This is a genomic window from Pseudomonas sp. RL (genome assembly GCF_000647775.1).
Lineage (GTDB): Bacteria > Pseudomonadota > Gammaproteobacteria > Pseudomonadales > Pseudomonadaceae > Serpens > Serpens flexibilis.
In genome coordinates this window covers 13813-39164 of record NZ_JBOY01000063.1, presented here as the reverse complement: position 1 = coordinate 39164, position 25352 = coordinate 13813, and the positions used below count along the sequence as shown (strand labels likewise).

General features: G+C 65.7%; 24 protein-coding genes. 6 read left to right on the top strand and 18 right to left on the bottom strand.

The window, feature by feature from the left end; translation table 11 throughout:
• Positions 1-5: 5 nt before the first annotated feature.
• Genes purT through AS93_RS0111165 form a run of 4 tightly spaced genes read right to left on the bottom strand, consistent with a single transcriptional unit; the run spans position 6 to position 2577 of the window.
• The gene (purT, locus tag AS93_RS0111180; protein ID WP_027590696.1) at positions 6-1187 is read right to left on the bottom strand and encodes a formate-dependent phosphoribosylglycinamide formyltransferase; all 1182 of its coding nucleotides are present in this window, start codon (positions 1185-1187) and stop codon (positions 6-8) included.
• Between the two features lie 48 nt (positions 1188-1235).
• Positions 1236-1427, bottom strand: coding sequence for a DUF1289 domain-containing protein (locus tag AS93_RS0111175; protein ID WP_027590695.1), 192 nt, complete (start codon positions 1425-1427; stop codon positions 1236-1238).
• Positions 1424-1948 (bottom strand): gamma carbonic anhydrase family protein, encoded by a 525-nt coding sequence (locus AS93_RS0111170; RefSeq protein ID WP_027590694.1) that lies wholly within the window; start codon positions 1946-1948, stop codon positions 1424-1426. Before AS93_RS0111170 ends, AS93_RS0111175 begins: the two co-directional genes overlap by 4 nt.
• Positions 1949-1968: 20 nt before the next feature.
• A complete protein-coding gene (locus AS93_RS0111165) occupies positions 1969-2577 on the bottom strand; it encodes a CoA pyrophosphatase (protein WP_027590693.1) in 609 nt (202 codons plus the stop codon).
• Between the two features lie 274 nt (positions 2578-2851).
• Between AS93_RS0111165 and AS93_RS0111160 the strand changes: the two genes are divergently transcribed.
• Positions 2852-3355 (top strand): L,D-transpeptidase family protein, encoded by a 504-nt coding sequence (locus AS93_RS0111160; RefSeq protein ID WP_027590692.1) that lies wholly within the window; start codon positions 2852-2854, stop codon positions 3353-3355.
• 104 nt (positions 3356-3459) lie between these two features.
• Here the strand turns inward: AS93_RS0111160 and mltF are convergent, their stop codons facing one another.
• On the bottom strand, positions 3460-4920 hold the full coding sequence (mltF, locus tag AS93_RS0111155) for a membrane-bound lytic murein transglycosylase MltF (protein WP_027590691.1): 1461 nt from the start codon (positions 4918-4920) through the stop codon (positions 3460-3462).
• Positions 4921-5067: 147 nt separating this feature from the next.
• On the opposite strand from mltF, the gene purL reads away from it, so the two are divergent.
• The 3 genes from purL to AS93_RS0111140 all read left to right on the top strand — a co-directional run bounded on the left by purL (position 5068) and on the right by AS93_RS0111140 (position 10195).
• Positions 5068-8964 carry a phosphoribosylformylglycinamidine synthase gene (purL, locus tag AS93_RS0111150; RefSeq protein ID WP_027590690.1) on the top strand — a complete coding sequence of 1299 codons (3897 nt, stop codon included), beginning with the start codon at positions 5068-5070 and terminating at the stop codon, positions 8962-8964.
• Between the two features lie 70 nt (positions 8965-9034).
• A complete protein-coding gene (locus AS93_RS0111145; RefSeq protein WP_027590689.1) occupies positions 9035-9346 on the top strand; it encodes an NGG1p interacting factor 3 protein, NIF3 in 312 nt (103 codons plus the stop codon).
• 150 nt (positions 9347-9496) lie between these two features.
• Complete coding sequence (locus AS93_RS0111140) at positions 9497-10195, top strand: pirin family protein (RefSeq protein WP_027590688.1); 699 nt, start codon at positions 9497-9499, stop codon at positions 10193-10195.
• 228 nt (positions 10196-10423) lie between these two features.
• Here AS93_RS0111140 and AS93_RS0111135 read toward each other — a convergent pair whose 3' ends face one another.
• Positions 10424-10828, bottom strand: coding sequence for a DUF488 domain-containing protein (locus AS93_RS0111135; RefSeq protein ID WP_027590687.1), 405 nt, complete (start codon positions 10826-10828; stop codon positions 10424-10426).
• A gap of 62 nt (positions 10829-10890) precedes the next feature.
• Here AS93_RS0111135 and AS93_RS0111130 point away from each other — a divergent pair, with 62 nt between their 5' ends.
• Entirely contained in the window at positions 10891-11541 is a 651-nt protein-coding gene (locus AS93_RS0111130; protein ID WP_027590686.1) for a hypothetical protein, read from the top strand.
• Positions 11542-11603: 62 nt separating this feature from the next.
• On the opposite strand, the gene AS93_RS0111125 is transcribed toward AS93_RS0111130, so the two are convergent.
• The 3 genes from AS93_RS0111125 to AS93_RS0111115 form a co-directional block, all read right to left on the bottom strand.
• Positions 11604-12974, bottom strand: coding sequence for a multicopper oxidase family protein (locus AS93_RS0111125; RefSeq protein WP_027590685.1), 1371 nt, complete (start codon positions 12972-12974; stop codon positions 11604-11606).
• 100 nt (positions 12975-13074) lie between these two features.
• On the bottom strand, positions 13075-15015 hold the full coding sequence (gene betT / locus AS93_RS0111120; RefSeq protein WP_256214738.1) for a choline BCCT transporter BetT: 1941 nt from the start codon (positions 15013-15015) through the stop codon (positions 13075-13077).
• A gap of 248 nt (positions 15016-15263) precedes the next feature.
• Positions 15264-15692 carry an organic hydroperoxide resistance protein gene (locus AS93_RS0111115; RefSeq protein WP_027590683.1) on the bottom strand — a complete coding sequence of 143 codons (429 nt, stop codon included), beginning with the start codon at positions 15690-15692 and terminating at the stop codon, positions 15264-15266.
• Between the two features lie 28 nt (positions 15693-15720).
• Between AS93_RS0111115 and AS93_RS21230 the strand changes: the two genes are divergently transcribed.
• Positions 15721-16077 carry a cupin domain-containing protein gene (locus AS93_RS21230; RefSeq protein ID WP_139326708.1) on the top strand — a complete coding sequence of 119 codons (357 nt, stop codon included), beginning with the start codon at positions 15721-15723 and terminating at the stop codon, positions 16075-16077.
• Here AS93_RS21230 and AS93_RS0111110 read toward each other — a convergent pair.
• From AS93_RS0111110 to AS93_RS0111070, 9 genes are all read right to left on the bottom strand, one after another.
• Positions 16070-16282 carry a cold-shock protein gene (locus AS93_RS0111110; RefSeq protein WP_027590682.1) on the bottom strand — a complete coding sequence of 71 codons (213 nt, stop codon included), beginning with the start codon at positions 16280-16282 and terminating at the stop codon, positions 16070-16072. The two genes, AS93_RS21230 and AS93_RS0111110, sit on opposite strands and share 8 nt — an antisense overlap.
• Positions 16283-16968: 686 nt before the next feature.
• Entirely contained in the window at positions 16969-18549 is a 1581-nt protein-coding gene (gene guaA / locus AS93_RS0111105; RefSeq protein ID WP_027590681.1) for a glutamine-hydrolyzing GMP synthase, read from the bottom strand.
• A 113-nt stretch (positions 18550-18662) separates the two neighbouring features.
• Positions 18663-20132, bottom strand: a complete 1470-nt coding sequence (gene guaB, locus AS93_RS0111100; RefSeq protein ID WP_027590680.1) for an IMP dehydrogenase — start codon at positions 20130-20132, stop codon at positions 18663-18665.
• A gap of 84 nt (positions 20133-20216) precedes the next feature.
• Positions 20217-20654, bottom strand: a complete 438-nt coding sequence (locus AS93_RS0111095) for a MarR family transcriptional regulator (protein ID WP_027590679.1) — start codon at positions 20652-20654, stop codon at positions 20217-20219.
• 65 nt (positions 20655-20719) lie between these two features.
• Positions 20720-21721, bottom strand: a complete 1002-nt coding sequence (locus AS93_RS0111090; protein WP_027590678.1) for a DUF2804 domain-containing protein — start codon at positions 21719-21721, stop codon at positions 20720-20722.
• 53 nt (positions 21722-21774) lie between these two features.
• The gene (locus tag AS93_RS19215) at positions 21775-23001 is read right to left on the bottom strand and encodes a GGDEF domain-containing protein (RefSeq protein WP_081798286.1); all 1227 of its coding nucleotides are present in this window, start codon (positions 22999-23001) and stop codon (positions 21775-21777) included.
• A gap of 101 nt (positions 23002-23102) precedes the next feature.
• On the bottom strand, positions 23103-23891 hold the full coding sequence (gene scpB / locus AS93_RS19210; RefSeq protein ID WP_037009009.1) for an SMC-Scp complex subunit ScpB: 789 nt from the start codon (positions 23889-23891) through the stop codon (positions 23103-23105).
• On the bottom strand, positions 23888-24598 hold the full coding sequence (locus tag AS93_RS0111075) for a ScpA family protein (RefSeq protein ID WP_162172923.1): 711 nt from the start codon (positions 24596-24598) through the stop codon (positions 23888-23890). Before AS93_RS0111075 ends, scpB begins: the two co-directional genes overlap by 4 nt.
• A gap of 121 nt (positions 24599-24719) precedes the next feature.
• Positions 24720-25349, bottom strand: a complete 630-nt coding sequence (locus AS93_RS0111070) for an L-threonylcarbamoyladenylate synthase (RefSeq protein ID WP_027590676.1) — start codon at positions 25347-25349, stop codon at positions 24720-24722.
• Between the last annotated feature and the right edge of the window lie 3 nt (positions 25350-25352).

The window sequence follows — 25352 nt, the reverse complement described above, 5'->3', positions numbered from 1 at the left end:
CGACCCTACAGCTCCACGCGGATGGTCTGGGCCGCGCGGGTCGCCTTGGCGCGCGCCAGGTCGATCGATTCGTCACGCGCCAGTGCCACGCCCATGCGCCGCTGCCCGGCAACTTCCGGCTTGCCAAACAGCCGCAGCGCGGTGTCCGGCTCTGCCAGCGCCGCGCCCAGATTGGCGAAGGCGGTCTGCCGGGAATGGCCTTCGACCAGCAGCACCGCCGAGGCCGAGGGCCCGAACTGGCGGATAACCGGAATCGGCAGGCCGAGAATGGCCCGGGCGTGCAGGGCAAACTCCGACAAATCCTGGGAAATCAGCGTCACCAGCCCGGTGTCGTGGGGACGCGGCGACACCTCGCTGAACCACACCTGGTCGCCCTTGACGAACAGCTCGACCCCGAACAGGCCGCGCCCGCCCAGCGCCTCGGTGACCCGCAGGGCGATGCGCTCCGACTCGGCGCGCGCCACTGGCGACATGACCTGCGGCTGCCAGGACTCAACATAGTCACCCTTCACCTGGCGATGGCCGACCGGCTCGCAGAACGACGTGCCAGCGGCGTGCCGCACGGTCAGCAGGGTGATCTCGTAGTCGAAATCGATGAAGCCCTCGACAATCACCCGACCCTTGCCGGCACGGCCGCCTTCCTGGGCGTAGTCCCAGGCGGCCTGCAGGTCGGCGGCGCTCTTCAGCACGCTCTGCCCCTTGCCGGACGAACTCATGATCGGCTTGACCACGCAGGGGTAGCCCAGGGCTTCGGCGGCCGTCGCGTAGGCCTCGAACGTATCGGCAAAGTGATACGGCGAGGTGGGCAGGCCCAGCTCCTCGGCCGCCAGGCGGCGAATGCCCTCGCGGTTCATGGTCAGTTGCGCCGCCCGCGCGGTGGGGATCACCGTGTAGCCCTCGGCCTCAAGCTCGACCAGGGTGGCGGTGGCGATGGCCTCGATCTCGGGAACGATGTAATGGGGTCGCTCGCGCTCGATCACCGAACGCAGCGCAGCGCCGTCCAGCATGCTGATCACGTGGCTACGATGCGCCACCTGCATGGCCGGCGCATCCGCATAGCGATCCACCGCAATGACCTCGACCCCCAGGCGTTGCAGTTCGATCACGACTTCCTTGCCCAGCTCACCCGAACCGCACAACAGGACCCGGGTCGCCGTGGGCGAGAGGGGCGTTCCAATACGAGGCATCACGCTGTTTCCTATATATGGAGCGGGCGCCATCGGGCGCCCTTGTTGTCAATTCAACTGGCCGCTTTCGCGTGCGCGCTGCACGCAGCGCGCCAGTACCGCGCGACGCTCGGCGTTGTCCATACGCCCCCAGCGGCCGATTTCCTGGGCGGTGCGCTGGCAGCCCAGGCATACATCGCGCTCGTCCAGCGCGCAGATGTCCACGCAGGGCGAGCGTACGGGGCGTTCATCGCTCATCAGTCTTCCTCGGCCAGCAGCTCGCGGGCATAGCGCTCGGCGTTATGCACATAGTGGGCGGCACTGGCTTCCAGCATCTTCTTCTGCTGTTCGCTCAGCTCGCGCACCACCTTGCCGGGCGAGCCCATCACCAGGCAGCCATCGGGAATTTCCTTGCCTTCGGGGATCAGGGTATTGGCGCCAATCAGGCAGTGCTTGCCGATCTTCGCGCCATTGAGGATCACCGCGTTGATGCCGATCAGGCTGTAGTCGCCTACCGTGCAGCCGTGCAGCATGGCCTTGTGGCCGATGGTCACACCGCGTCCGAGGGTCAGCGGGTAGCCCATGTCGGTGTGCATCACGCTGCCATCCTGCACGTTGCTGTTCTCGCCGATATGGATCAGCTCGTTGTCGCCGCGCAGCACGCAGTTGAACCAGACGCTGGCGCCCGCTTCCAGCTTCACCTTGCCCACCAGGGTGGCATTCGGCGCAATCCAGCTTTTCGGGTCCGCTTGCACGCGGTGCTCTCCCAGACGGTATTTCACGGCATTTTCTCCTTGTTGTTCTAGCGGCGCAGGGTAACGAAGGAGTCCGGCGCCACTCGCATGTCGATCCCGGCGTCGTACAGCAGATTGACCAGCTCGACCACCATGATCGCGGTCAACCCCCAGATCTTGAAGTCGCCATAGCGGTAGCACGGCACGTACCAGGGCACGCCACGGTAGTCGATACGGTGGGTGGTTTCCGGCGGGTAATCGAGGAAGAACTCCAGCGGCACCTGGAACACCGCGGCGATCTCGGCGTCATTGGGCCGGTACTCGACGAAGTCGGGGACCAGCCCGACGATCGGGGTCACCTTGATGCCATGCAGCGACACCAGTGGGCTGAGGGGGCCGATCACCTCGACCAGGCCAGGCGGCAGGCCTACCTCCTCTTCCGCTTCGCGCAGCGCCGTATCGGCCAGACTCGGATCGCCCGGATCGCAGCGCCCGCCGGGAAAGGCCACCTCGCCGCCATGGGTGGACAGGTTGCTGGAACGCAGGGTGAGCACCAGCTCCGGCTCCTCGTGCCGGGTGATGGGTACCAGCACGGCCGCCTCGGGATAACGCCTGTCTTCGCGCTCCAGGGGCCGCGGCGCGTAATTGCGGATCCGCCGCAGCAGTTCGTCCTGCATGATCGTTCTCGTCCTACATTCAGGGTCGCATCATGGCATGAAGAATGTCAGCCGCCCAAGACCCCGGCCCCGCCCAACCCAGCCTGCCCCTGGCGGGTCGCCGGGCCTGCAGGTGCGACTCTGCGGCACGCCAGGGGTTCCTTGGTCGGAAGCGCCTTTCCCGACCATCGGGCGATCCCTAGAATGCGGCTTCGTTACGTGGTGGCGGCCAGCGGCTGCCTGTCTTCCTGTAATTGCCGGTGGTCCTTCGTGATCGGTCGGGGGATATTGTTCGATGCGCTGGATGCTTGCCGCCCTGTTTTTCTGCTGCGCATCGCTGGCCCACGCCAGCGCCAGCGGTTTCCTGAAGGAACCTCAGGTGGACAAGGTGCTGGTGCTCAAGTCCGAGCGCAGGCTGCACCTGATCAGTCGGGGCGAGACCCTGAAGAGTTACCGCGTATCGCTGGGCAAGCGGCCCGCCGGACACAAGCTGCGCGAAGGCGACAAGCGCACCCCGGAAGGCTTCTACTGGATCGACTGGCGCAAGACCAGCGACAAGTTCAACCTCTCCATGCACATCTCCTACCCCAACATCCGCGACCTGGCCCGCGCGCGCCGTGAGGGCGTCGAGCCCGGCGGCATGATCATGCTGCACGGCACACCCGTCGACGAGCACTATCCCGAGTGGTACTTCCACAGCCTGGACTGGACGGACGGCTGCATCGCCCTGAGCAACGCCGACATGCAGGAAGTCTGGGAGCTGGTGGACGACGGCACGCTGATCGAGATTCGGCCGTAGCGAAGAAAATTCCTGTGGGAGCAGGCTTGTCCGCGAGCTTTTCCAGCACAGCGCACCCAGAAGCTCGCGAACAAGTTCGCCTCCCACGGTCCGGGCTGTGCCCCTTAGAGCGGCGGCTCGGGCGGCGCCTCGGCGCGGTTGATGCCCGGGATGTGCAGGCCGCTCTCGGCGATCTGGGTATCTTCCAGCTGCGGCTGGGTCGACCAGATGAGGATGTCGTAGTAGCGCCGCACGTTGGCCACGTAATGCACCGGCTCGCCGCCGCGCGCATAGCCGTAGCGGGTCTTGGTATACCACTTCTTCTGCGCCAGGCGCGGCAGGATCTTCTTCACATCCAGCCACTTGTTCGGGTTCAGCCCTTCGGCCTGGGTCAGCCGGCGGGCGTCTTCCAGATGGCCGCCGCCGACGTTGTAGGCGGCCAGCGCAAACCAGGTGCGGTCCGGTTCGACGATGCTCTCGGGCAGACCGTGATAGACCTTGGCGAAATACTTGGCGCCACCGTCGATGCTCTGCCGCGGATCCAGGCGATTAGCCACGCCCATCGCCTTGGCAGTGTTCTGGGTGAGCATCATCAGGCCGCGCACGCCGGTCTTGGAGACGGCATTGGGGCGCCAGTGGGATTCCTGGTAGCCGATGGCCGCCAACAGGCGCCAGTCGACCTTGTACTCGGCGGCCGCCTTGTGGAAGTAGTCTTCATAGCGCGGCAGGCGTTGCTGCAGGTGCTTGGCGAAGGTGTTGGCGCCCACGAAACCAAGCACGTCCAGGTGGCCGTAGTAGCGCTCGTACAGACGCTCCACCAGTCCCGATTCCTCTGCCTTGGCCAGGAAGGGATCGATCAGCTCCAGCAGGCTGCGATCCTCGCCGCCGGCCACCGCCCAGTGCAGGCCGAGCGGTTCGCCGAGGTCGAAACCGACGCGGATCTGGCTCAGGTACACCTGATTCATGGCCAGCTCGTTGGAATCGACCACCGTCAGGTCGGTCTCGCCCTCGTCCACCATGCGCAGCAGGTCGGCCACCTCGACGGCATCCGACTCCTCATAGTTGAGGGTCGGCAGCAGGCTTTTCATCTCCGCCAGCAGCTCGGCATGCCGACTGTCACGCAACACCAGGATCTGCCGCCCGGCCAGCTCCCGGGTACGCCTCGGACGTTCGCGCCCCTGCCGATAGATGACCTGCGGAACGACCTGCAGATACGGACGCGACAGCAGCACCTCGGCGGCGCGCGCCTTGCTGATGGTCAGCCCCGGCGCCGCCAGTACCGGACCGTCGCTTTCATTGAGGCGGGTAAACAGGTCGGCGAGGTTGTCGGCCACCTCGACCTGCAGCTCGACACCCAGCTCGTCGGCGAAGCGCTTGAGCAGCTCGTACTCGAACCCGGTCTCGCCGTTGCGGTCCTGAAAATAGGTGGAGGGGCTGTTGCGGGTGATCACATGCAGTACGCCCTCCTCCTTGACTCGCTCGAGTGTGGACGGCTGATTGGCCTCGCTACACCCCACAAGCAGCAGGAAGACGCTGGTCGCCAGCAGACGGCCGGCGCGACGCAGATACGCGGTTCGCAGAAACATCGGCGCATTATACGCAATGCCGGGAATCGGCATATCCACCCGCCGGGAAAACTGCCCGCCGCGCCCGGCGGTGACTTTGGCCTACGGCGCGGTTCATAGGGTAGAATGCGCCGTTTCCACGCACCCCCTCCCGAGGCTGTTTCGACGATGTTGATCCTGCGCGGCACTCCCGCCCTTTCCGCCTTCCGTCACGGCAAACTGCTCGAGCAACTGACCAGCAAGGTCCCGGCCGTCACCGGCCTGTATGCCGAGTTTGCCCACTTCGCCGATGTGACCGGCGAGCTGACCGGCGACGAGCAGTCCGTGCTGGACCGCCTGCTCAAGTACGGTCCGAGTGTCCCGGTGCAGGAACCCGCCGGACGTCTGTTCCTCACAGTGCCGCGCTTCGGCACCCTGTCGCCCTGGTCGAGCAAGGCCAGCGACATCGCTCGCAACTGCGGCCTGGGCAAGATCCAGCGTCTGGAGCGTGGTATCGCCTATTACGTGAGCGGCAGCCTGAGCGACGCCGATGTCGCGCAGGTCACTGCCCTGCTGCACGACCGCATGACGCAGACCGTGCTGCAACGCTTCGAGGACGCAGCCGCGCTGTTCAGCCATGCCCAGCCCAAGCCGCTGGTCGCCGTTGACGTGCTCGGCGGCGGTCGCGCCGCCCTGGAGCAGGCCAACCGCGACCTGGGCCTGGCCCTGGCCGAGGACGAGATCGACTACCTGGTGAAAAGCTTCACCGAGCTGGGCCGCAACCCGCACGACATCGAGCTGATGATGTTCGCCCAGGCGAACTCCGAGCACTGCCGCCACAAGATCTTCAATGCCAGCTGGGACATCGACGGCGAAAGCCAGGAAAAGTCCCTGTTCGGCATGATCAAGAACACCTACGAAATGAACCGTGAGGGCGTGCTGTCCGCCTACAAGGACAACGCCTCGGTGATCGTCGGCCACGTGGCCGGGCGTTTCTTCCCCGATCCGGAAAGCCGCGAGTACGCGCCGCACCGCGAGCCGGTGCACATCCTGATGAAGGTGGAAACCCACAACCACCCGACCGCCATCGCGCCCTTCCCCGGCGCCTCCACCGGCTCGGGCGGCGAGATCCGCGACGAAGGCGCCACCGGCATCGGCTCCAAGCCCAAGGCCGGCCTGACCGGTTTCACCGTCTCCAACCTGAACATCCCCGGTTTCGTGCAGCCCTGGGAAACGCCCTACGGCAAGCCCGAGCGCATCGTCACCCCGCTGGACATCATGATCGAAGGCCCGCTGGGCGGCGCCGCGTTCAACAACGAGTTCGGCCGTCCGGCGCTGACCGGCTATTTCCGCACCTTCGAACAGGCCGTGGCGACCCCGCGCGGCGAGGAAGTGCGCGGCTACCACAAGCCGATCATGCTGGCCGGCGGCCTGGGCAACATCCGTGAAGAACACATCCAGAAGAAGGACATCTCGGTCGGCGGCAAGCTGATCGTGCTCGGCGGCCCGGCCATGCTCATCGGCCTGGGCGGCGGCGCGGCCTCCTCCATGGCCACCGGCGCCAGCGCCGCGGACCTGGACTTCGCCTCGGTGCAGCGCGAGAACCCTGAAATGGAGCGCCGCTGCCAGGAGGTCATCGACCGCTGCTGGCAGCTCGGCGAGCGCAACCCGATCAAGTTCATCCACGACGTCGGCGCCGGCGGTCTGTCCAACGCCCTCCCGGAACTGGTCAACGACGCCGGGCGCGGCGGCCGCTTCGAGCTGCGCAACGTGCCCAACGACGAGCCGGGCATGAGCCCGCTGGAAATCTGGTGCAACGAGTCCCAGGAACGCTACGTGCTGTCCGTGGACGCCGAGGACCTGGAGCGCTTCGCCGCCATCTGCGAGCGCGAGCGCTGCCCGTTCGCGGTGGTCGGCGAGGCCACCGAGGAGCGCCAGCTGACCGTGGCCGACAGCCACTTCGGCAACAAGCCGGTGGACATGCCGCTCAACGTGCTGCTCGGCAAGCCGCCACGCATGCACCGCAGCGCCAGCCGCGAAGCGGCGCTGGGCGATGACTTCGCCGCCGAGAAGATCGAACTGGGCGAGGCCATCTCCCGCGTGCTGCGTCACCCGGCGGTGGCCAGCAAGAGCTTCCTGATCACCATCGGCGACCGCTCCATCACCGGCCTGGTGGCCCGCGACCAGATGGTCGGCCCCTGGCAGGTGCCGGTCGCCGACTGCGCCGTGACCGCCACCAGCTTCGACGTCTACACCGGCGAAGCCATGGCCATGGGCGAGCGCACCCCGCTGGCCCTGCTGGACGCCCCGGCGTCCGGCCGCATGGCCATCGGCGAGACCCTCACCAACCTGGCCGCCTCGCGCATCGCCAAGCTGGGCGACATCAAGCTGTCCGCCAACTGGATGGCCGCCGCCGGCCACCCGGGCGAGGACGCGCGCCTGTACGACACCGTCAAGGCCGTCGGCATGGAACTGTGCCCGGCGCTGGGCATCACCATCCCGGTGGGCAAGGACTCCATGTCCATGAAGACCCGCTGGCAGGAGGGCGACACCGAGAAGAGCGTCACCTCGCCGCTGTCGCTGATCGTCACCGGCTTCGCCCCGGTGGCCGATATCCGCAAGACCCTGACCCCGCAGCTGCGCCTGGACCAGGGCGACAGCCAGCTGCTGCTGATCGACCTCGGTCGTGGCCAGAACCGCATGGGCGCCTCCATCCTCGCCCAGGTGTACGGCCAGATCGGCCGCCAGGCGCCGGACGTGGACAACGCCGCCGACCTCAAGGCGTTCTTCGATACCGTGCAGAGCCTGAACCAGGACGACCGCCTGCTGGCCTACCATGACCGTTCCGACGGCGGCCTGCTGACCACCCTGGTGGAAATGGCCTTCGCCGGGCACTGCGGCCTGGATGTTCAACTGGACGCGCTGGCCACTTCCCGCGAGGCGCTGGCCGCCGCCCTGTTCAACGAGGAGCTGGGTGCGGTGATCCAGGTTCGCCAGGCCGACAGCGCCGAGGTGCTGGCGCGCTTCGCCGCCGCCGGGCTGGGCGACTGCGTCCATCTGATCGGTCAGCCGGTGACGGGCAGCGACGTGCTGCTGAGCTTCGCCGGCGCGCCGGTGTTCCGCGAACAGCGCCGCGTGCTGCAGCGCCAGTGGGCGGAAACCAGCTGGCAGATCCAGCGCCTGCGCGACAACGCCGAGTGTGCCGATCAGGAGTTCGACCTGCTGCTCGACGAGCAGAACCCGGGCCTGCACGCCAAGCTGAGCTTCGACGTCAACGAGGATGTCGCCGCGCCCTACATCGCCAAGGGCGTGCGCCCGCGCATGGCGATCCTGCGCGAGCAGGGCGTCAACGGCCAGACCGAAATGGCCGCCGCCTTCCACCGCGCCGGCTTCGCGGTGGTCGATGTGCATATGAGCGACATCATCGCCGGCCGCGTCAGCCTGGAAGACTTCAAGGGCCTGGTGGCCTGCGGCGGCTTCTCCTACGGCGACGTGCTGGGCGCTGGCGAGGGCTGGGCCAAGTCGATCCTGTTCAACGCCCGCGCCCGCGACAACTTCAGCGCCTTCTTCGAGCGCCAGGACAGCTTCGCCCTGGGCGTGTGCAACGGCTGCCAGATGATGAGCAACCTGCACGAGCTGATTCCCGGCACCGAGAACTGGCCGCACTTCGTGCGCAACCGCTCCGAGCAGTTCGAAGCGCGCGTGGCGATGGTGCAGGTGCAGGAATCGCCGTCGATCTTCCTGCAAGGCATGGCCGGTTCGCGCCTGCCGATCGCTATCGCCCACGGCGAAGGACACGCGGAGTTCGAAAGCGAGGAGGCCCTGCTGCAGGCCGACCTGTCCGGCACCGTGGCGCTGCGCTATGTGGACAACCACGGCAAGGTCACCGAGGCCTATCCGGCCAACCCGAACAGCTCTCCGCGTGGCATCACCGGTCTGTGCAGCCGCGACGGCCGCGTGACCATCATGATGCCGCACCCGGAGCGCGTGTTCCGCGCCGTGCAGAACAGCTGGCGTCCGGATGACTGGCAGGAAGATGCCGGCTGGATGCGCATGTTCCGCAACGCGCGGGTGTGGGTGGGCTGATCCAGCACGCGCGTGTCACAAAAAGGCCATATCCTCGGATATGGCCTTTTTGCATCTGGAGGAACCCTGCATGTTCAAGCTCTGCTTCTTCGTCCCCGACAGCCACCTGGAAAGCGTGAAGAGCGCGCTGTTCGAGGCTGGAGCAGGGCGTATCGGCCTCTACGACCAGTGCTGCTGGCAGGTGCTCGGTCACGGCCAGTTCCGCCCGCTGCCGGGCAGCGAGCCACATCTTGGTAGCACCGGCGCGCTGGAATGCCTGGAGGAATGGAAGGTGGAGCTGGTGGTCGAGGCGCATCGCATCCAGGCAGTCGTCGCCGCCCTCAAGGCCGCCCACCCCTACGAGACGCCTGCCTACGAGGTGTACCGGCTGGAGGCGTTCTAGGGTTGAAACGCCCCGGCTCCTTCCGTACCAGGCGACAAAACATCGATTGATTCGATTCTTATCAGGCACTTTTTGCGCTTATCAATCGAGCCAGCCGAGAGGATCATGGCACCATCGCTTCAGCGGAAGCCCCTTTCAGGAGAGATCGCCATGATCGAAGTACGCCCCTTCGCCAGTCTCGGCGCCGCCAACCACGGCTGGCTGAATGCCAAGCACCATTTCTCCTTCGCCGAGTACCACGACCCGCAGCGGGTGCACTGGGGCCGGCTGCGCGTGTGGAATGACGACACCATCGCGCCGCACAGCGGTTTCCCGCCGCATCCGCACCACGACATGGAGATCATTACCTACGTGCGTGAAGGCGCGATCAGCCACCAGGACAGCCTGGGGAACAAGGGTCGCACCGAAGCCGGCGATGTGCAGGTGATGAGCGCCGGCAGCGGCATCACCCACAGCGAGTACAACCTGGAAAGCGTCACCACGCGTATCTTCCAGATCTGGATCATGCCGGAGCAGCGTGGCGGCCAGCCGAGCTGGGGCACCCGCCCGTTCCCGAAGGGCGAGCGCAGCGGCGCCTTCGTCACCCTGGCCAGCGGCCTGGGAGACGCCGACGCCCTGCCGATCCGCGCCAACGGCCGCCTGGCCGCCGCGACGCTGAATGCCGGCCAGGCCACCGACTACGCCTTCGCCGAAGGGCGCAAGGGCTACCTGGTCGCGGCCAAGGGGCGCTTCAAGGTCAACGGCATCGAAGCAGCCGCCGGTGACGGCGTGGCCATCAAGGACGAAGCGCAGATCCGCGTCGAGGCGCTGGATGACGACACGGAGGTGGTGCTGGTAGACGTGGCGTAGGGTTGATCGCGCATCACCGATCCACCACGCACGCCACCGGCGCGCCGTACCGGCGCGGTGGTGGACAAGGACAACGTTGTCCACCCTACGTGGCGTCAGTCGCTTCACCGATTCAACATGCCGGCGCATCTTGGACACGTAGGGTGGATCGCGCTTCACCGATCCACCACGCGCGCCGCCAGGCGCGCCGTAGCGGCGCGGTGGTGGACAGGAACTGCGCTGTCCACCCTACGTCTGTCCGACCTCCCCCGCATAGCAGGGCGGCGAACTGCCCGGCGCCTGGCGCTCCAGCTCGTCCTCCAGGAACTCCGCCAGCACCACGGCGTTGTTGTGCCGTTCGTCCTTCGCAGCGTACAGCAGCGTCAGCGTGCCCCGGCCGGCCGGCTCCAGCAGCGGCCACCAATGTTCCGGATGTGCCGCCAGCTCCCGTCGATAGGCATCACGGAATTCACCAAAGCGTTCCGGAGAATGACCGAACGCCTTGCGCAGATCCGCGCTGGGCGCCAGCGCCGGCAGCCAGTCGTCATGCGCCAGCGCCTCCTTGCGCACCCCCCTCGGCCACAGCCGGTCCACCAGTATCCGGCGCCCGTCTTGCGGGCTCGCCGTGTCATACACTCGCTTGCAGGCGATCATGCGTGCCCCCTTGTTCCCGTCGAGGCGGCTGGTTAACGTGACGCCCCCTGACCTTACGGAGAATGCCCATGCCCCGCCTTCGCGTCCTGTGCTACGGGCTTCTGCCCTTGCTGCTTGGTTGCCAGTCGCTGTCCGGCGAGTCCGAGGATTTCGTACCGGTGCAACGACTGATGGGTGAGCTGAGTGTTGACCAGGGACGGCTGCGACTCCAGCCCTGCGGTGGCGGCCGGCAGCTCGATGTGCAGGATGCCGGCTCGTTGGGATTGCTGCGCGAAGCCGAGCAGATGCTCGGCGGGAGCGCCGGACGGCTGTTTGCCGATCTGGCCGGCAACGACCTGGGTGACAAACTGCAGGCGACCCGCCTCTACCGCCTGCAGGCGGAAGGCCAGGGCTGCCAGGACGCAGACTTCGGGCGGCTGATCGCCCGCGCCAGCGGCAACGAGCCCTTCTGGAGCGTGTCCATCTCGGCCAAGGGGCTGATCCTGCAACGCCCCGGCGAGGAGCCGCTGGCCGTGCCCTACCTGGAGGAACAGCTGCCGGAAGGCCGTCTGTACTTCTCTAGCGAGGCCAATGGTCACAGCCTCAGCCTGTGGCTGGCGCCGCAGCGCTGCCAGGACGACATGAGCGGCGCGCTACGCCACCTGAGCGCCGAGCTGCGCCTGGACGGCCAGCGCTTGACCGGCTGCGCCTACCTGGGCGGCGCGCGGCAATAAAAGGGTGCCTTGGGAGCGGACTTATCCGCGAGTTTCTCCCGGCACCCCGAACAGACTTTCCGCTACACCACCTCAATGGCAGCCATCAGGCCGGTTTCCATGTGGTCGATGACATGGCAGTGGAACATCCAGGTACCCGGGTTATCCGCCACCAGCGCTACCCGGGCGGTTTCGTTCTTGCCCAGCAGGTAGGTATCGGTGAAATAGGGCTCGATGCGCTTGCGATCGGAGGACAGCACCTTGAAGGTCATGCCGTGCAGGTGAACCGGGTGCTGGTACTGGCTGACGTTGCGCAGCTCGAAGATGTAGTGCCCGTTCCGCTTCAGCGTGGCGATTGGCCGCTCCATGCAGCTGTTGTCGCTGATGTTCCAGGCCTGCCCGTTGATCTGCCAGAAGGTGAACGGCCCACCCTGCTCGGCATTCGTCGAGAGCGCGCCCGCCCATTCGAAGTTGAAGCGCAGCGTCTCGGCACGGGCCAGATCCGGCTCGGCAATCGGATTGGCCGGCAACGCCGGCGGCCAGTCACCCGGCGCTTCGCTGGAGGCCACGCTTTTCAGCGTGGCCAGGCGCAGCGGACCGTTGCGCACCGGCAGCTCGGTGCCGGCGGACGGCACGCGGATGGCCAGATCGATGCGCATGCCCGGCCCCAGCCAGTAATCCTTGCCCAGCGGGCGTGGCGGGATCGGGTTGCCATCCAGCGCGTAGATGCGTACCTCGGCGCCCGGCAGGGCCAGCCGGTAGGTATGGGTATTGTCGAGGTTGAGCAGGCGCAAGCGCACCACCTGGCCAGCCGGCAGTTCCAGTGTCGGGTTGTGACTGCCGTTCACCGTGGACAGGATGCCCGGCGTGCCGCCGCGCGCCGCTTCGCGCGGCACGCTGAAGGCGGTGAACGCCCCCTGCGGGTCCACATGCCAGTGCTTGATGCTCAGCGTGCGCTCATGACGGAAACCACTGGGTTCACGCTCCTCGACGATGACCGGCCCCACCAGGCCGCGCCCCAGCTGTTCGCCGCTGGCGGTGTGTGGGTGGTACCAGAAGGTGCCGGCATCCGGGCAGAGGAAGTCGTAGTCGAAATGCTCACCAGGCAGCACCGGCAGCTGCGATAGGTAGGGCACGCCGTCCATTTCCAGCGGGATGCGCAGGCCATGCCAGTGGATGGTGGTCGGCTCCGGCAGGCGATTGATGAAGCGTACCCGCAGGCGCTCGCCCTGCCGGCAGCGCAGCTCGACGCCAGGCACCTGCCCGCCGTAGGCCCAGGCGGTCGTGGTAAAGCCGGGCACCAGCTCCACATCCAGCGGGGCGGCGATCAGCTCGTAATCATGGGTGGTGACGTGCCGCGGCCGACCCAGCCAATAGCGCGCGCCGCCGGCGCCGATACCCAGCACCCCCAGCGCCGCAAGCCCAGTCAACACCTGACGACGGCTGACACCCATCGCTGTTACTCCTGACCGTCAAAAGATGAGAGATCTTCTCACTTGTTAAGGGGTCAGGGCGAGCGCCGCGATGCGCGGGCTTCGCGACAAAATGTCTCGCTCAACGCACCACGTGCACGAAGTGCCGGTGCCGTTCGTACTGGTCAAGGATGTCGCCGATCACGCCATCGCGGTTCCAACCCATGATGTCGTAGTCCTGGCCGCCCTCCCTCAGGTACACCTCGGCCCGGAAGTACTTGCGCGCTTCATCCTCTTCGTCCTCGCTGACGACGAAACTCGGTTGCACGTAGGCCCTGGGGCGTACCCCGTAAAGGAAATCCGGCTCGCCCGGATGGCGAATGACCAGACTCACCGATTCGGGCCTCCCGGTATCCACCTCAACCTCGAAGCCCTGCTTGCGCAGCTCCTCGGCCACCGCCTCGCAGGCCGGGGTCACGGTGTCCTGGATGAAGCGCGCCACATGGCTGCGCCGCGGCATCATCACCATGCCGCGCAGGCGCCGCTGCCAGCTCTCGCTGCCATGGCCATGGGCACGGGAAAGGCTCAGGGACTGGAAGCGCACCCGTCGCTTGGTGGCGTCCAGTCGCAGGGCCTTGAGCAGCCCCCAGGTGGCCGCCAGCAGGAACAGGGTATAGGGCAAGGCACTGGCAATCGTGGCGGTTTGCAGCGCGGTCAACCCATCGGCCAACAGCAGGGCGATAGCAATGGCCGCCATGGTCGTCGCCCAGAACAGCTTCTGCCAGAGCGGCGTCTTGTTGCGCCCGCCGGACGCCAGCATGTCCACCACCAGGGCGCCGGAGTCCGCCGAGGTCACGAAGAACACCAGCACCATCAGCATGGCCAGTAGCGAGAGGAAGTACCCCAGCGGGAAATGTTCCAGGAAGGCGAACAGCGCCTGGGCGCTGTCCGCCTCGACTGCCTCGCCCAGGCTGGCGATGTCCTGCACATGGATCATGTAGATCGCGGTGTCGCCGAACACCGTCATCCACGCCAGGGTGAAACCCGCCGGTACCAGCATGACCCCGCTGACGAACTGGCGGATGGTCCGGCCCCGGGAGATCCGTGCGATGAACATGCCGACAAAGGGCGACCAGGCGATCCACCAGCCCCAGTAGAACAGCGTCCAGCCACCGATCCAGTCGCTGGGCTCATAGGCATAGAGGTTGAAGGTCTTGTCCACCAGCTCAGCCAGGTAGCCCCCCGTGTTCTCCACGTAGGCCTTGAGGATGAATACCGTCGGCCCGAGCACCAGGACGATGATCATCAGCAGCACGGCGAACAGCAGATTGGTCTCCGAGAGAATGCGGATGCCGCGGTCCAGTCCGCTGACCAGCGAAATAGTGGCCAGCACCATGGCCACGACGATGAGCACCACCTGCACCCAGATGGCGACGGGGACGTCGAACAGGTAGTTCAGCCCGCTGTTGATCTGCGCGACGCCGAAGCCCAGCGAGGTGGCCACGCCCAGCACGGTGCCCAGCACGGCAAAGATGTCCACGGCATGGCCGATCGGTCCGTAGATCCGTTCGCCGATCAGGGGGTACAGGGCCGAACGCAGGGTCAGCGGCAAGTCGTGCCGGTAGCCGAAGTAGGCGAGGATCAGTGCCACGATCGCGTAGATGGCCCAGGCGTGAAGTCCCCAGTGGAAGAAGGTGATCTTCATCGCCTCGCTGGCGGCGAACGCCGATCCCCCCTCGCCGACCGGGGGCGACAGGTAGTGCATGACGGGTTCGGCGACGCCGAAGAACATCAGGCCGATGCCCATGCCGGCCGAGAACAGCATGGCGAACCAGCTGTAGTTGGCGAAATCCGGCACGCTGTGGTCCGGACCGAGCTTGATGTCCCCGTAGCGGCTCACCCCCATGAAAACCACCGCCAGCAGAATGATCGCCACGGCCAGGATGTAGAACCAGCTGGCGTTGGTGGTGATCCACGCCTGCGCTTGCCCGAAGACTGCCTGTGCCGTTTCGGGAAAGCCGATGGCGAACAGGACCAGCGCCAGCAACAGGATCGATGAGAGCAGAAACACAGGGGGGTTCACGGTTCTCTTCACAACCGAATCTCCTGATCATCTCGCCGCTACAAGACGACCCCGGGGAAAAGGAGAAGGTTCTGAAACGGCAACGTACAGGGCAGCCCAGGCTGCCCTGTACCAACACCGACCTCGGCCAGCCGACCTAGTGCTGAATGACGTTTCGTGACCCCCAGTCCTTGTAGAGATGCACGCCATCGGGGGTGGCGATGTAGTTGGCAGAGTGGGTCATGTGGACACCTCGAGAGGTGGAGAGATCAGTCCGCAACAACCAGTGAAACATCGATGTTCCCGCGGGTCGCGTTCGAGTAGGGGCACACGATGTGGGCCTGGTTGACCAGATCATCCAGTACGGCCCGCTCCACGCCGGGGGCACTGATCCGCAGCGTCACTTCGATGCCGAACCCGGTGGGAATCTGCCCGATGCCCACCTTGGCGGTGACCTGCGTGTCGGCCGGCAGGGTCTGCTTCTGGCGGGACGCGACGAACTTCAGGGCGCCCAGGAAGCAGGCGGAATAACCGGCGGCAAACAGCTGTTCCGGATTGGTGCCGCTGCCGCCTGCGCCGCCCAGCTCCCTGGGTGTGGCCAGCTGAACGGACAGGACGCCATCGGACGACGTGGCCTTGCCGTCACGGCCACCGGTGGCGGTAGCTGTTGCTTCATAAAGAACTTTGGCGATGGACATGGGATGTTCCTCTGATGACGTGGCGTGATTGCCTTTGCATGCCGGCACCCTGTGGGGCAGCCACCTGCTGCAGGCCCAGGGCGGCACCGGTCAGCTGCACCTGATTCGAAGGGGACCGATAACGGTCGTGCATGGTTCAACCCGGCTGCAGATTGATCGTCCCAGTCTGCTGCTCTATCCGCGGCCGATCGCCCACCGCTTCGAAAGCGATCCAATAAAAAGGACAGATTCAATTTCCGCGCTGACTGCCAGCAAAGCGCAGGCTAGGGTCAGCCGTGCTCCAGAAAATCCTGCCCACCCTGCTCTTCCCGGCAGGGTCCAGTTTATTCCAGACGAAAAAAAGCCCCGCATTGCGGGGCCTTTTTGCATCAGGCGTCTTAGTTGACTTGAACCTGATCAGCCTGCATCCCTTTCTGGCCTTTGGCCGGCACGAAAGAGACGGATTGGCCTTCGCTCAGGCTTTTGAAGCCTGCGCTTTCGATTGAGCGGTAGTGAACGAACAGGTCGGCGCTGCCATCAGTCGGGGTGATGAAGCCGAAACCTTTTTCATCGTTGAACCACTTGACGGTGCCAGTTTGACGAGTAGACATGCTGTATCTCCAGGGTAAATTAAGACTTCGACGCTGAAACATTCAGGCCGAGACTGAGAAGCCAATAGCAAAACGAACCAGGGAGATGAGGCATTGAAGCATCAAACTGTGTATCGAAGTGGCAATCGCAAAGCAGTGAGGCGAATATACGCTAATTCCTGAAAAGGTATAGTTTTATTTTCTTTGCAGGTTTCCCGGAAATAAATAAACGCTTACTGGTTAGATTATTATCCAGCAATTAACACGCAAGCTGTTGATTCTATACAACTATTTGGGGAGACGCGGAAAGACCATTTTCCGTCGCTCCCACGCAGGCGTGAGCCTAGGTGCTGCGGGCCTTTTCAAGGCAAGGCGCGCACCGCGGGCCGTCGGTGAGCAGCTCGACAGCGCCCACATAGGCGCCCTGCGGCAGCTCCTGGGCTTGGCCATGCGCTGATCCAGCCAGGCATCGACTTCGGCCTCGAACCACCCGGCGCAGCGCGGCGTCAGCATGAAGTGCTGCGGGAACTCGCCGCGCTTCTCCAGGTTTTATTGTGGTGGCCGACAGGTCGGCCACCAGATCGACCGGCGCCAGCCAGTGTCTACCGATGATGGTTAGCGAACGACAGAAACACAAAGGCCCCTGTATTTACAGGGGCCTTTGTGTATTTCACGAATGACGTTGAACGGTAAAAAACGCTACCTGATCATTCCCACTCGATGGTGGCCGGCGGCTTGCTCGACACGTCGTAGGTGACGCGGGAGATGCCTTCGATCTCGTTGATGATGCGGTTGGAGACCTTCTCCAGCAGCTCGTAGGGCAGGTGCGCCCAGCGCGCGGTCATGAAGTCGATGGTTTCTACGGCGCGCAGAGCGACGACCCAGGCGTAGCGACGGCCATCACCGACCACACCGACGGATTTCACCGGCTGGAACACCACGAAGGCCTGGCTGGTCTTGTGGTACCAGTCGAAGTTGCGCAGCTCCTCAATGAAGATGTGGTCGGCGCGACGCAGCAGGTCGGCGTACTCCTTCTTCACTTCGCCAAGGATGCGCACGCCCAGGCCCGGACCCGGGAACGGGTGGCGGTAGACCATGTCGTAGGGCAGGCCCAGCTCCAGGCCGATCTTGCGCACCTCGTCCTTGAACAGTTCGCGCAGCGGCTCGACCAGCTTGAGCTTCATGTCCTCGGGCAGGCCGCCGACGTTGTGGTGGCTCTTGATCACGTGGGCCTTGCCGGTCTTGGCGCCGGCCGACTCGATCACGTCCGGGTAGATGGTGCCCTGGGCGAGGAACTGGATGTTGTCCAGCTTGCCGGACTCCTCGTCGAACACTTCGATGAAGGTGCGGCCGATGATCTTGCGCTTCTGCTCCGGGTCGGAAACGCCGGCCAGGTTGCCGAGGAACTTTTCTTCGGCGTTGGCGCGAATGACCTTGACGCCCATGTTCTCGGCGAACATGGCCATCACCTGGTCACCCTCGTGCAGGCGCAGCAGGCCGTTGTCGACGAACACGCAGGTCAGCTGGTCGCCGATGGCCTTGTGCAGCAGCGCGGCAACCACGGAGGAGTCCACGCCGCCGGACAGGCCGAGCAGCACGTTGGCGTCGCCGACCTGGGCGCGTACCTGGGCGATGGCGTCCTCGACGATGTTGGCCGGGGTCCACAGCGCCGCGCAGCCGCAGATGTCGAGAATGAAGCGCGACAGGATGCGCAGGCCCTGCTTGGTATGGGTCACTTCCGGGTGGAACTGCACACCGTAGTAGGCGCGCGTGTCGTCGGCCATCGCCGCGATCGGGCAGCTCGGGGTGCTGGCCAGGATGTGGAAACCTTCCGGCAGGCGGGTGACCTTGTCACCGTGGCTCATCCACACGTCCAGGCCCAGCACGCCATCGGCGTCCACATGGTCCTCGATGCCGTCCAGCAGGCGGCTCTTGCCAACCACATCGACACGGGCATAGCCGAATTCGCGCAGGTCGGAACCTTCCACCTTGCCGCCCAGCTGTTCGGCCATGGTCTGCATGCCGTAGCAGATGCCGAACACCGGTACGCCCAGGTCGAATACCGCCTGCGGCGCGCGCGGGCTGTCGGCCTGGTGCACCGACTCCGGCCCGCCGGCGAGGATGATGCCGCGCGGATTGAAGGCGCGGATCGCCTCGTCGCTCATGTCGAACGGGTGCAGTTCACAGTACACGCCGATCTCGCGCACGCGGCGGGCGATCAGCTGGGTGTACTGGGAACCGAAGTCCAGGATCAGGATCCGGTGGGCGTGGATGTCAGGATGAGACATGGGCTTTCCTTCGGAAAAAGCTTGAAGCGGAAAGCCGGAAGCTGGAAGAGAAAGCGGAGCCCATGCTCGCGACTTTCAACTTCCAGCTTCCGGCGCCTGTTTAGCCGAGTGGATCAGCCCACTCGATAATTCGGGGCTTCCTTGGTGATCTGCACATCGTGCACGTGGGACTCGGCCATGCCGGCGCCGGTGATGCGCACGAACTGCGGACGGGTACGCATCGTCTCGATGTCGGCGCTGCCGGTGTAGCCCATGGAGGCGCGCAGGCCGCCCATCAGCTGATGGATGATGGCCGACAGGGCGCCCTTGTACGGCACACGACCTTCGATGCCTTCCGGCACCAGCTTCTCGGCGCCGGCGGAGGAGTCCTGGAAGTAGCGGTCGGAGGAACCCTGGGCCTGGGCCATGGCGCCCAGCGAGCCCATGCCGCGGTAGGCCTTGTAGGTACGACCCTGGAACAGCTCGGTTTCGCCCGGGGCTTCTTCGGTGCCCGCGAACATGGAGCCCATCATCACCGCGTTGGCGCCAGCGGCGATAGCCTTGGCCAGGTCACCGGAGAAGCGGATGCCGCCGTCGGCGATCATCGGCACGCCGGTGCCCTTGAGGGCCGCGGAGACATTGGCCACGGCACTGATCTGCGGCACGCCGACACCGGCGACGATGCGGGTGGTGCAGATGGAGCCCGGGCCGATGCCGACCTTCACACCATCGGCGCCGGCTTCGACCAGCGCCAGGGCGGCTTCAGCGGTGGCGATGTTGCCGCCGATCACCTGCAGCTCGGGCAGGTTCTGCTTGACCCAGCGCACACGCTCGATCACGCCACGGGAATGGCCGTGGGCGGTGTCCACCACCACCACGTCGACGCCGGCGGCGGCCAGCGCGCGGATGCGTTCTTCGGTATCGGCGCCGGTGCCGACGGCGGCCCCAACGCGCAGGCGGCCCTGATCGTCCTTGGAGGCCAGCGGATAGGTCTTGGCCTTCTCCAGGTCACGGAACGTCACCAGGCCACGCAGGTTGAAGCCATCGTCAACCACCAGCATCTTCTCGATGCGGTTCTCGTACAGCTTGGCGCGGATCTCTTCCAGCGGCGTGCCTTCCAGCACGGTGACCAGCTTGTCCTTGGGAGTCATGATGGCGGCCACGGTGTCGCCGGCGTTCGGAGTGAAGCGCAGGTCACGACCGGTGACGATACCCACCAACTCGTTGCCCTTGACCACCGGGAAGCCGCTGAAGCCATACTCGCGGGCCTTGGCCAGCAGCTCGCTGATCTTGGTTTCCGGGGTGACGGTCGCCGGATCGCGCACGATGGCGGTCTCGTGACGCTTGACCTTGCGCACCTCGGCAGCCTGCTGCTCGATGCTCATGTTCTTGTGGATGATGCCGATGCCGCCTTCCTGGGCCATGGCAATGGCCAGGCGCGCCTCGGTGACGGTGTCCATTGCCGCGGAAACCAGCGGAATGTTCAGCTCGATGCCACGAGTCAGGTTGGTCTTGAGGCTGACATCCTTGGGCAGCACCTCGGAATATCCGGGGATCAGGAGGACGTCGTCGAAAGTCAGGGCTTCTTGGCTGATACGCAGCATGGCGGGGGCTCCCAGGCGGGAAATTTCGGAAGCGCGGCATTATACGCCTGCCCGAGCCAAGCGCTCAACGCGGATTGCGCCCCTTTACCCCAACGCCTGCAGATTGGCCAGGATGCGACGGTGCACCTGCTGGCACAGCTGCAGGTCGGCGGGGTCAATGCCGGCCAGCAGCTGGCCGCGCAGCTCATCGGCGATGTGCTGGATGCGCTTGATCAGCGGCAGCGCCTGCTCGCAGAGCATCACCCGTTTGGCACGGCGGTCTTCCGGCGCCTCCAGACGCTGCACCAGTCCCTGGCCTTCCAGGCTGTCGAGCAGGCGCGCCAGTGTCGGCCCCTCGATGCCGACACTTTGCGCTAACTGGCTCTGGGTGGGCGCAGCCTCGAAGCGCGAGAGATGCAGCAGCACCAGCCAGCGCGCCTGGGACAGGCCGATGTCCGCCAGTCGGCGGTCGAGCTCGGCGCGCCAGGAACGGGACAGTTGGGTGAGCTGCATTGCGAAGGTGTGCTGTTCGAACTGACTCATATTCTTGTAGTTGGGCTAACCATTAGTGGGCTAAATAATACGCCAGGACGCCGACCAGGGAGGCGTCACCATTTCGCATAGTGGTCCTCGACGAAGCCCCAGAGGTTGTCGAGACGGATGGCGGCGCGACCGGGCGGCCGCAGCCAGCCGTCGAAACGGCCGTACACCTGCTTGAAATTGCTGGCCAGCAGCAGGGCATTCACCCGCTCGGCGTGCAAGCCGCAGCCCGCGAACGTCAGCTCGACCCGGCCATCGCCGGAGCGTATACGCCAGGGTGCCAGCGGCCGGTCCCGCTGGAACTCGAAACGCACCCCGCCCACCGGCACCAGCTCGCCGTCCAGCCAGAAGCAGTTTTCGCTGAAGCTGGTTTCATTGACGCCGCAGGACAGGTTGAGGCCGACCCGCTGGCCCTGCGCGACGCCGGACAGGCAGGCCCAGTTCCAGTAGGTTTCCGGACGCATGTAGCCCGCCGACCAGTCGTGGTGGGCGAAACAGTCGAGCGCCTGCAGATCGAACGCGCCGAGCGGGCTGCGCACCTGCCCGTCGCAGCGCACGCCGGCCACCTTGCGGGCGTACACCCAGCCGGTCGGCCCGGTGGGCGTGCAGATGTGCATGGGCTGGAAGGCCTGCTCGTCGAAGGACGCCTCGATGTGCAAGCCGTCGAGGGCGACATCGAGGCGCTTCACGCCACCCCGGTTGTCCATGCGCAAGCGGTTGCCGCGCCAGCTCAACTCGCAGATACCGTCGTCCGGCGCCTGCGAGAACCGCATCCCCAGGCCCAGCGGCAGGCGAAACTGCCGCTCAACGCGCCGGCCGCTGGCCGGGTGGTAGAGGTAGACGAACCCGGCCCCGAGCAGACTCAGATCGGCCAGTGCACAGCCGCCGATCAACTCGTCGCTGATCAGGCCGAAATACTGGAACTGGTGAAAGCGGCGCCACTTGGCCAGCCGGCCCAGCCGCCGCCCCATGGGTGAGCGCAGATCGAAGTCGCGATGATTGACCAGCGCCGGACCTCGGGGAAAGATCCCGATCCTTGGCTGGCCGTCGGCCTGTATCAGGCGGTCCATGGCGTCTGGTCTTCCTGTTGTGGGGGTTGTGTCGTCGCTCGACGCCGCACGTCTCAGAGGTCCTGGCGGAAGTCGTCGCGATCCAGATCGACCTCCGGCTCCAGATCCAGCCGGTCGCTGGCCATCACCACACGGTTGCGGCCGGACGCCTTGGCCCGGTACAGCGCCTGGTCGGCCCGCACGTACAGCTCGTCGATCGAGCGCAGCACGTCGCCGTTGACAATGCTGACGCCACCGAGCGACAGCGTCACCATGCCGGAGGGCGACGCCGCGTGTTCGATGGCCAGATTGCGCAACCGCGCGCACAGGGCTTCGGCCCGTTCGCGGGCATCGTGGGCAGTGCTGCCGTACAACAGCAGGGCAAACTCTTCACCGCCCAGACGCACCGCCATGTCCAGCGGCCGGCGCGCGGCCTGCTCGAACAGCCGGGCCACCTGCTGCAGCGTCTCGTCGCCGGCCTGGTGACCGTAGCAGTCGTTGTAGCGCTTGAAGTGATCGATGTCGCCCAGCAGCATCGCCAGCGGCTGTCCCTCGCGCTGGCTCTGGCGCCACAGGGCGTCCAGGTGACGGTGGAAGCTGCGCCGGTTGTGCAGGCCGGTGAGGCTGTCGTGATCGGCCAGCTGGCGCAACAGGCAGCGGATCAGGAACTGCTCACGGGACTTGTATTCGAGCTGGTAGCAGCCCACCGCGCCAATCAGGTTGCCGAACAGCAGATACAGCAGCTGCGACAGCAGCGAGCTCTGGGTACCGATGGTGAACTCCAGCGCTGCATAGCCGAGCAGGATGGCGAGGGAGACCCCGATGGCTTCGGGTAGGCGCAGGCCGGCCAGAAAATAGCTGCCCAGACAGATCAGCAGCAGGCCTTCGGAGGGATAGCCGGGGAAGACCCATTGCGCCATCACCACCACCACGGCGGTGCCGAGGCCCATGGCCAGCACACAGACCAGGGTGAGCGGACCCAGCAGGACGATATGGCGGCGCTGCAGCACCAGGCCAACACAGGCCAGCAGCAACACCAGCACTCCGGCGCGCACGGCCAGCACCCACCAGAGCACCGGCGGGGCAATGAAACGGAAGTCCAGCAGCCCCTGCACCAGCAGGATCAGGACACAGACCAGCAAGGCAATGCGCCGCAGCGCAAACGTGTGGTCAAGCTGGTAACGCTGGTACTCCGCCTCCAGTTCCGGCGTGAAGCTCAGCCACCGGAAGCCGCGTTCCAGCTGTTCCGCATAGGGGTTGGTGGGTACATCCTCGAGTCGTAAGCGAAGCGCATTGCCCAATTGTCATTCCCTGATCTATCAACTCGCGCCACCCTAACGCCCTGGGTGACTGACTGCAATATGACATCATAATGTGTCAAAAGGCCGGCACAAAAGCGCGATCAGCGCCCAGGTTCGAACGATGGATCCTCTTCATCAGCCCCTTCGGATGACTCGACAGTCTCTTCGAGCAGGTCGTCGAAATCGGTCTTGAGCCCCTGCTCCATCTCGTCCAGTTCGGCCAACAAGGTGCGGAAGCTGATCTCGCCCGCCGCCGGCGAGCCCCCCTCCTCGTCCGCGCCGGCAACGTCGGCACGGGCTTGCAGGCCCGCCGGCACCGGCAGCTCGTCATCCTGTACCGGCGTCGGCTCCGGCTCCATGGCGCGCAGTTCGGCCAGCGGCGGCAGCGCATCCAGGCTGCTCAGGTTGAAATGGTCCAGAAAGGCCTTGGTGGTGGCCAGCATCGCCGGCCGGCCGGGCACCTCGCGATAACCGACGACGCGGATCCACTCGCGCTCCTGCAGGGTCTTGACGATCTGGCTGCTGACCTGCACGCCGCGGATATCCTCGATCTCGCCCCGGGTAATCGGCTGGCGGTAGGCGATCAACGCCAGGGTTTCCAGCAGCGCGCGGGAATAGCGTTGCGGGCGCTCCTCCCACAGGCGGCCGACCCATGGGGCGAAGCGCTCGCGCACCTGCAGGCGGTAGCCGCTGGCGACTTCCTTCAGCTCGAAGGCGCGCCCTTCGCAACGCTGGCCCAGCACCTCCAGCGCCGCACGCAGCTGGGCGGCATCCGGACGCTCGGCCTCGTCGAACAGCTCGCTCATGCGCTCCAGTGACAAGGGCTTGCCAGCTGCCAGCAGCAGGGCTTCCAGCAGGGTGGCCAGATCGTTCGGGTCGGACAGGTTCATGCTTGCTCGGCCTCTGCGCGGACGCGGACGTGGATGGGGGCGAAGGGTTCGTTCTGCACCAGCTCGACCAGGGATTCCTTGATGAGTTCGAGAATGGCCATGAAGGTCACCACCACACCCAGGCGGCCCTCCTCCACCCGGAACAGCTGGACGAACGGCACGAAGTGCCCGTCGCGCAGGCGCTCCAGCACTTCACTCATGCGCTCGCGGGTGGACAGCGCCTCGCGGGTCACCTGGTGGCTTTCGAACATATCGGCGCGACGCAGCACCTCGGCCATGGCCAGCAGCAGCTCGGACAGCTCGACCTGCGGCAGCAGCATGCGCGCCCGCGCCTGCGGCGCTTCCAGTCGCGGTACATGCAGATCGCGGCCCAGGCGCGGCAGCTCGTCGAGGTCCTCGGCGGCGGCCTTGAAGCGCTCGTACTCCTGCAGGCGGCGGATCAGCTCGGCACGCGGGTCCTCCTCGTCCTCATCTTCTTCGCTGGAGCGCGGCAGCAGCATGCGCGACTTGATCTCCGCCAGCATGGCGGCCATCACCAGGTACTCGGCGGCCAGCTCCAGGCGCGCGACCTTCATCAGTTCGACATACCCCATGTACTGGCGGGTGATCTCCGCCACCGGGATGTCGAGGATGTCGATGTTCTGCTTGCGGATCAGGTAGAGCAGCAGGTCCAGCGGCCCCTCGAACGCTTCGAGGAACACCTCCAGGGCATCCGGCGGGATGTACAGGTCCTGGGGCATTTCGGTGACGGCCTCGCCGTATACCAGCGCCAGCGGCAACTGCTCCGGAACGGGGATGGCGGCCTGCGCCTCGATCGACGTCATGGCGTCAGGCGCTTTCCTGGAACGGCGCCGGATCGCCGCAGCCGACCCGCGCCACCTCGGGCCTGTCGCCGGTCAGGTTGACCACCGTCGACGCCTCCAGGCCACCGAAGCCGCCGTCGATGATCAGATCGACATGATGTTCCAGCAGGCCGCGCATGTCGTAGGGATCGCTGAGCGGCAGGTCCTCGCCGGGCATGATCAGGCTCACCGACATCAGCGGCGCATCCAGCTCGCGCAGCAGCGCCTGGGCAATCGGGTGGGCCGGCACGCGCAGGCCGATGGTGCGGCGCTTGGGGTGCAGCAGCATGCGCGGCACTTCGCGGGTGGCGTCGAGGATGAAGGTGTAGGGGCCCGGGGTATGCGTCTTCAGCAGCCGGAACGCGCCGGTGTCCACCTTGGCGAAGATGCCCAGCTGCGAGAGGTCGCAGCACACCAGGGTGAAGTTGTGTTTGTCGTCCAGCCGGCGCAGGCGACGGATGCGCTCCAGCGCGCCCTTGTCGCCCAACTGGCAGCCCAGCGCGTAGGAGGAGTCGGTCGGGTAGACGATCACCCCGCCGGCGCGCAGGATTTCCGCGGCCTGCTTGATCAGCCGCGGCTGGGGATTCTCCGGGTGGATCTGGAAAAACTGGCTCATGAC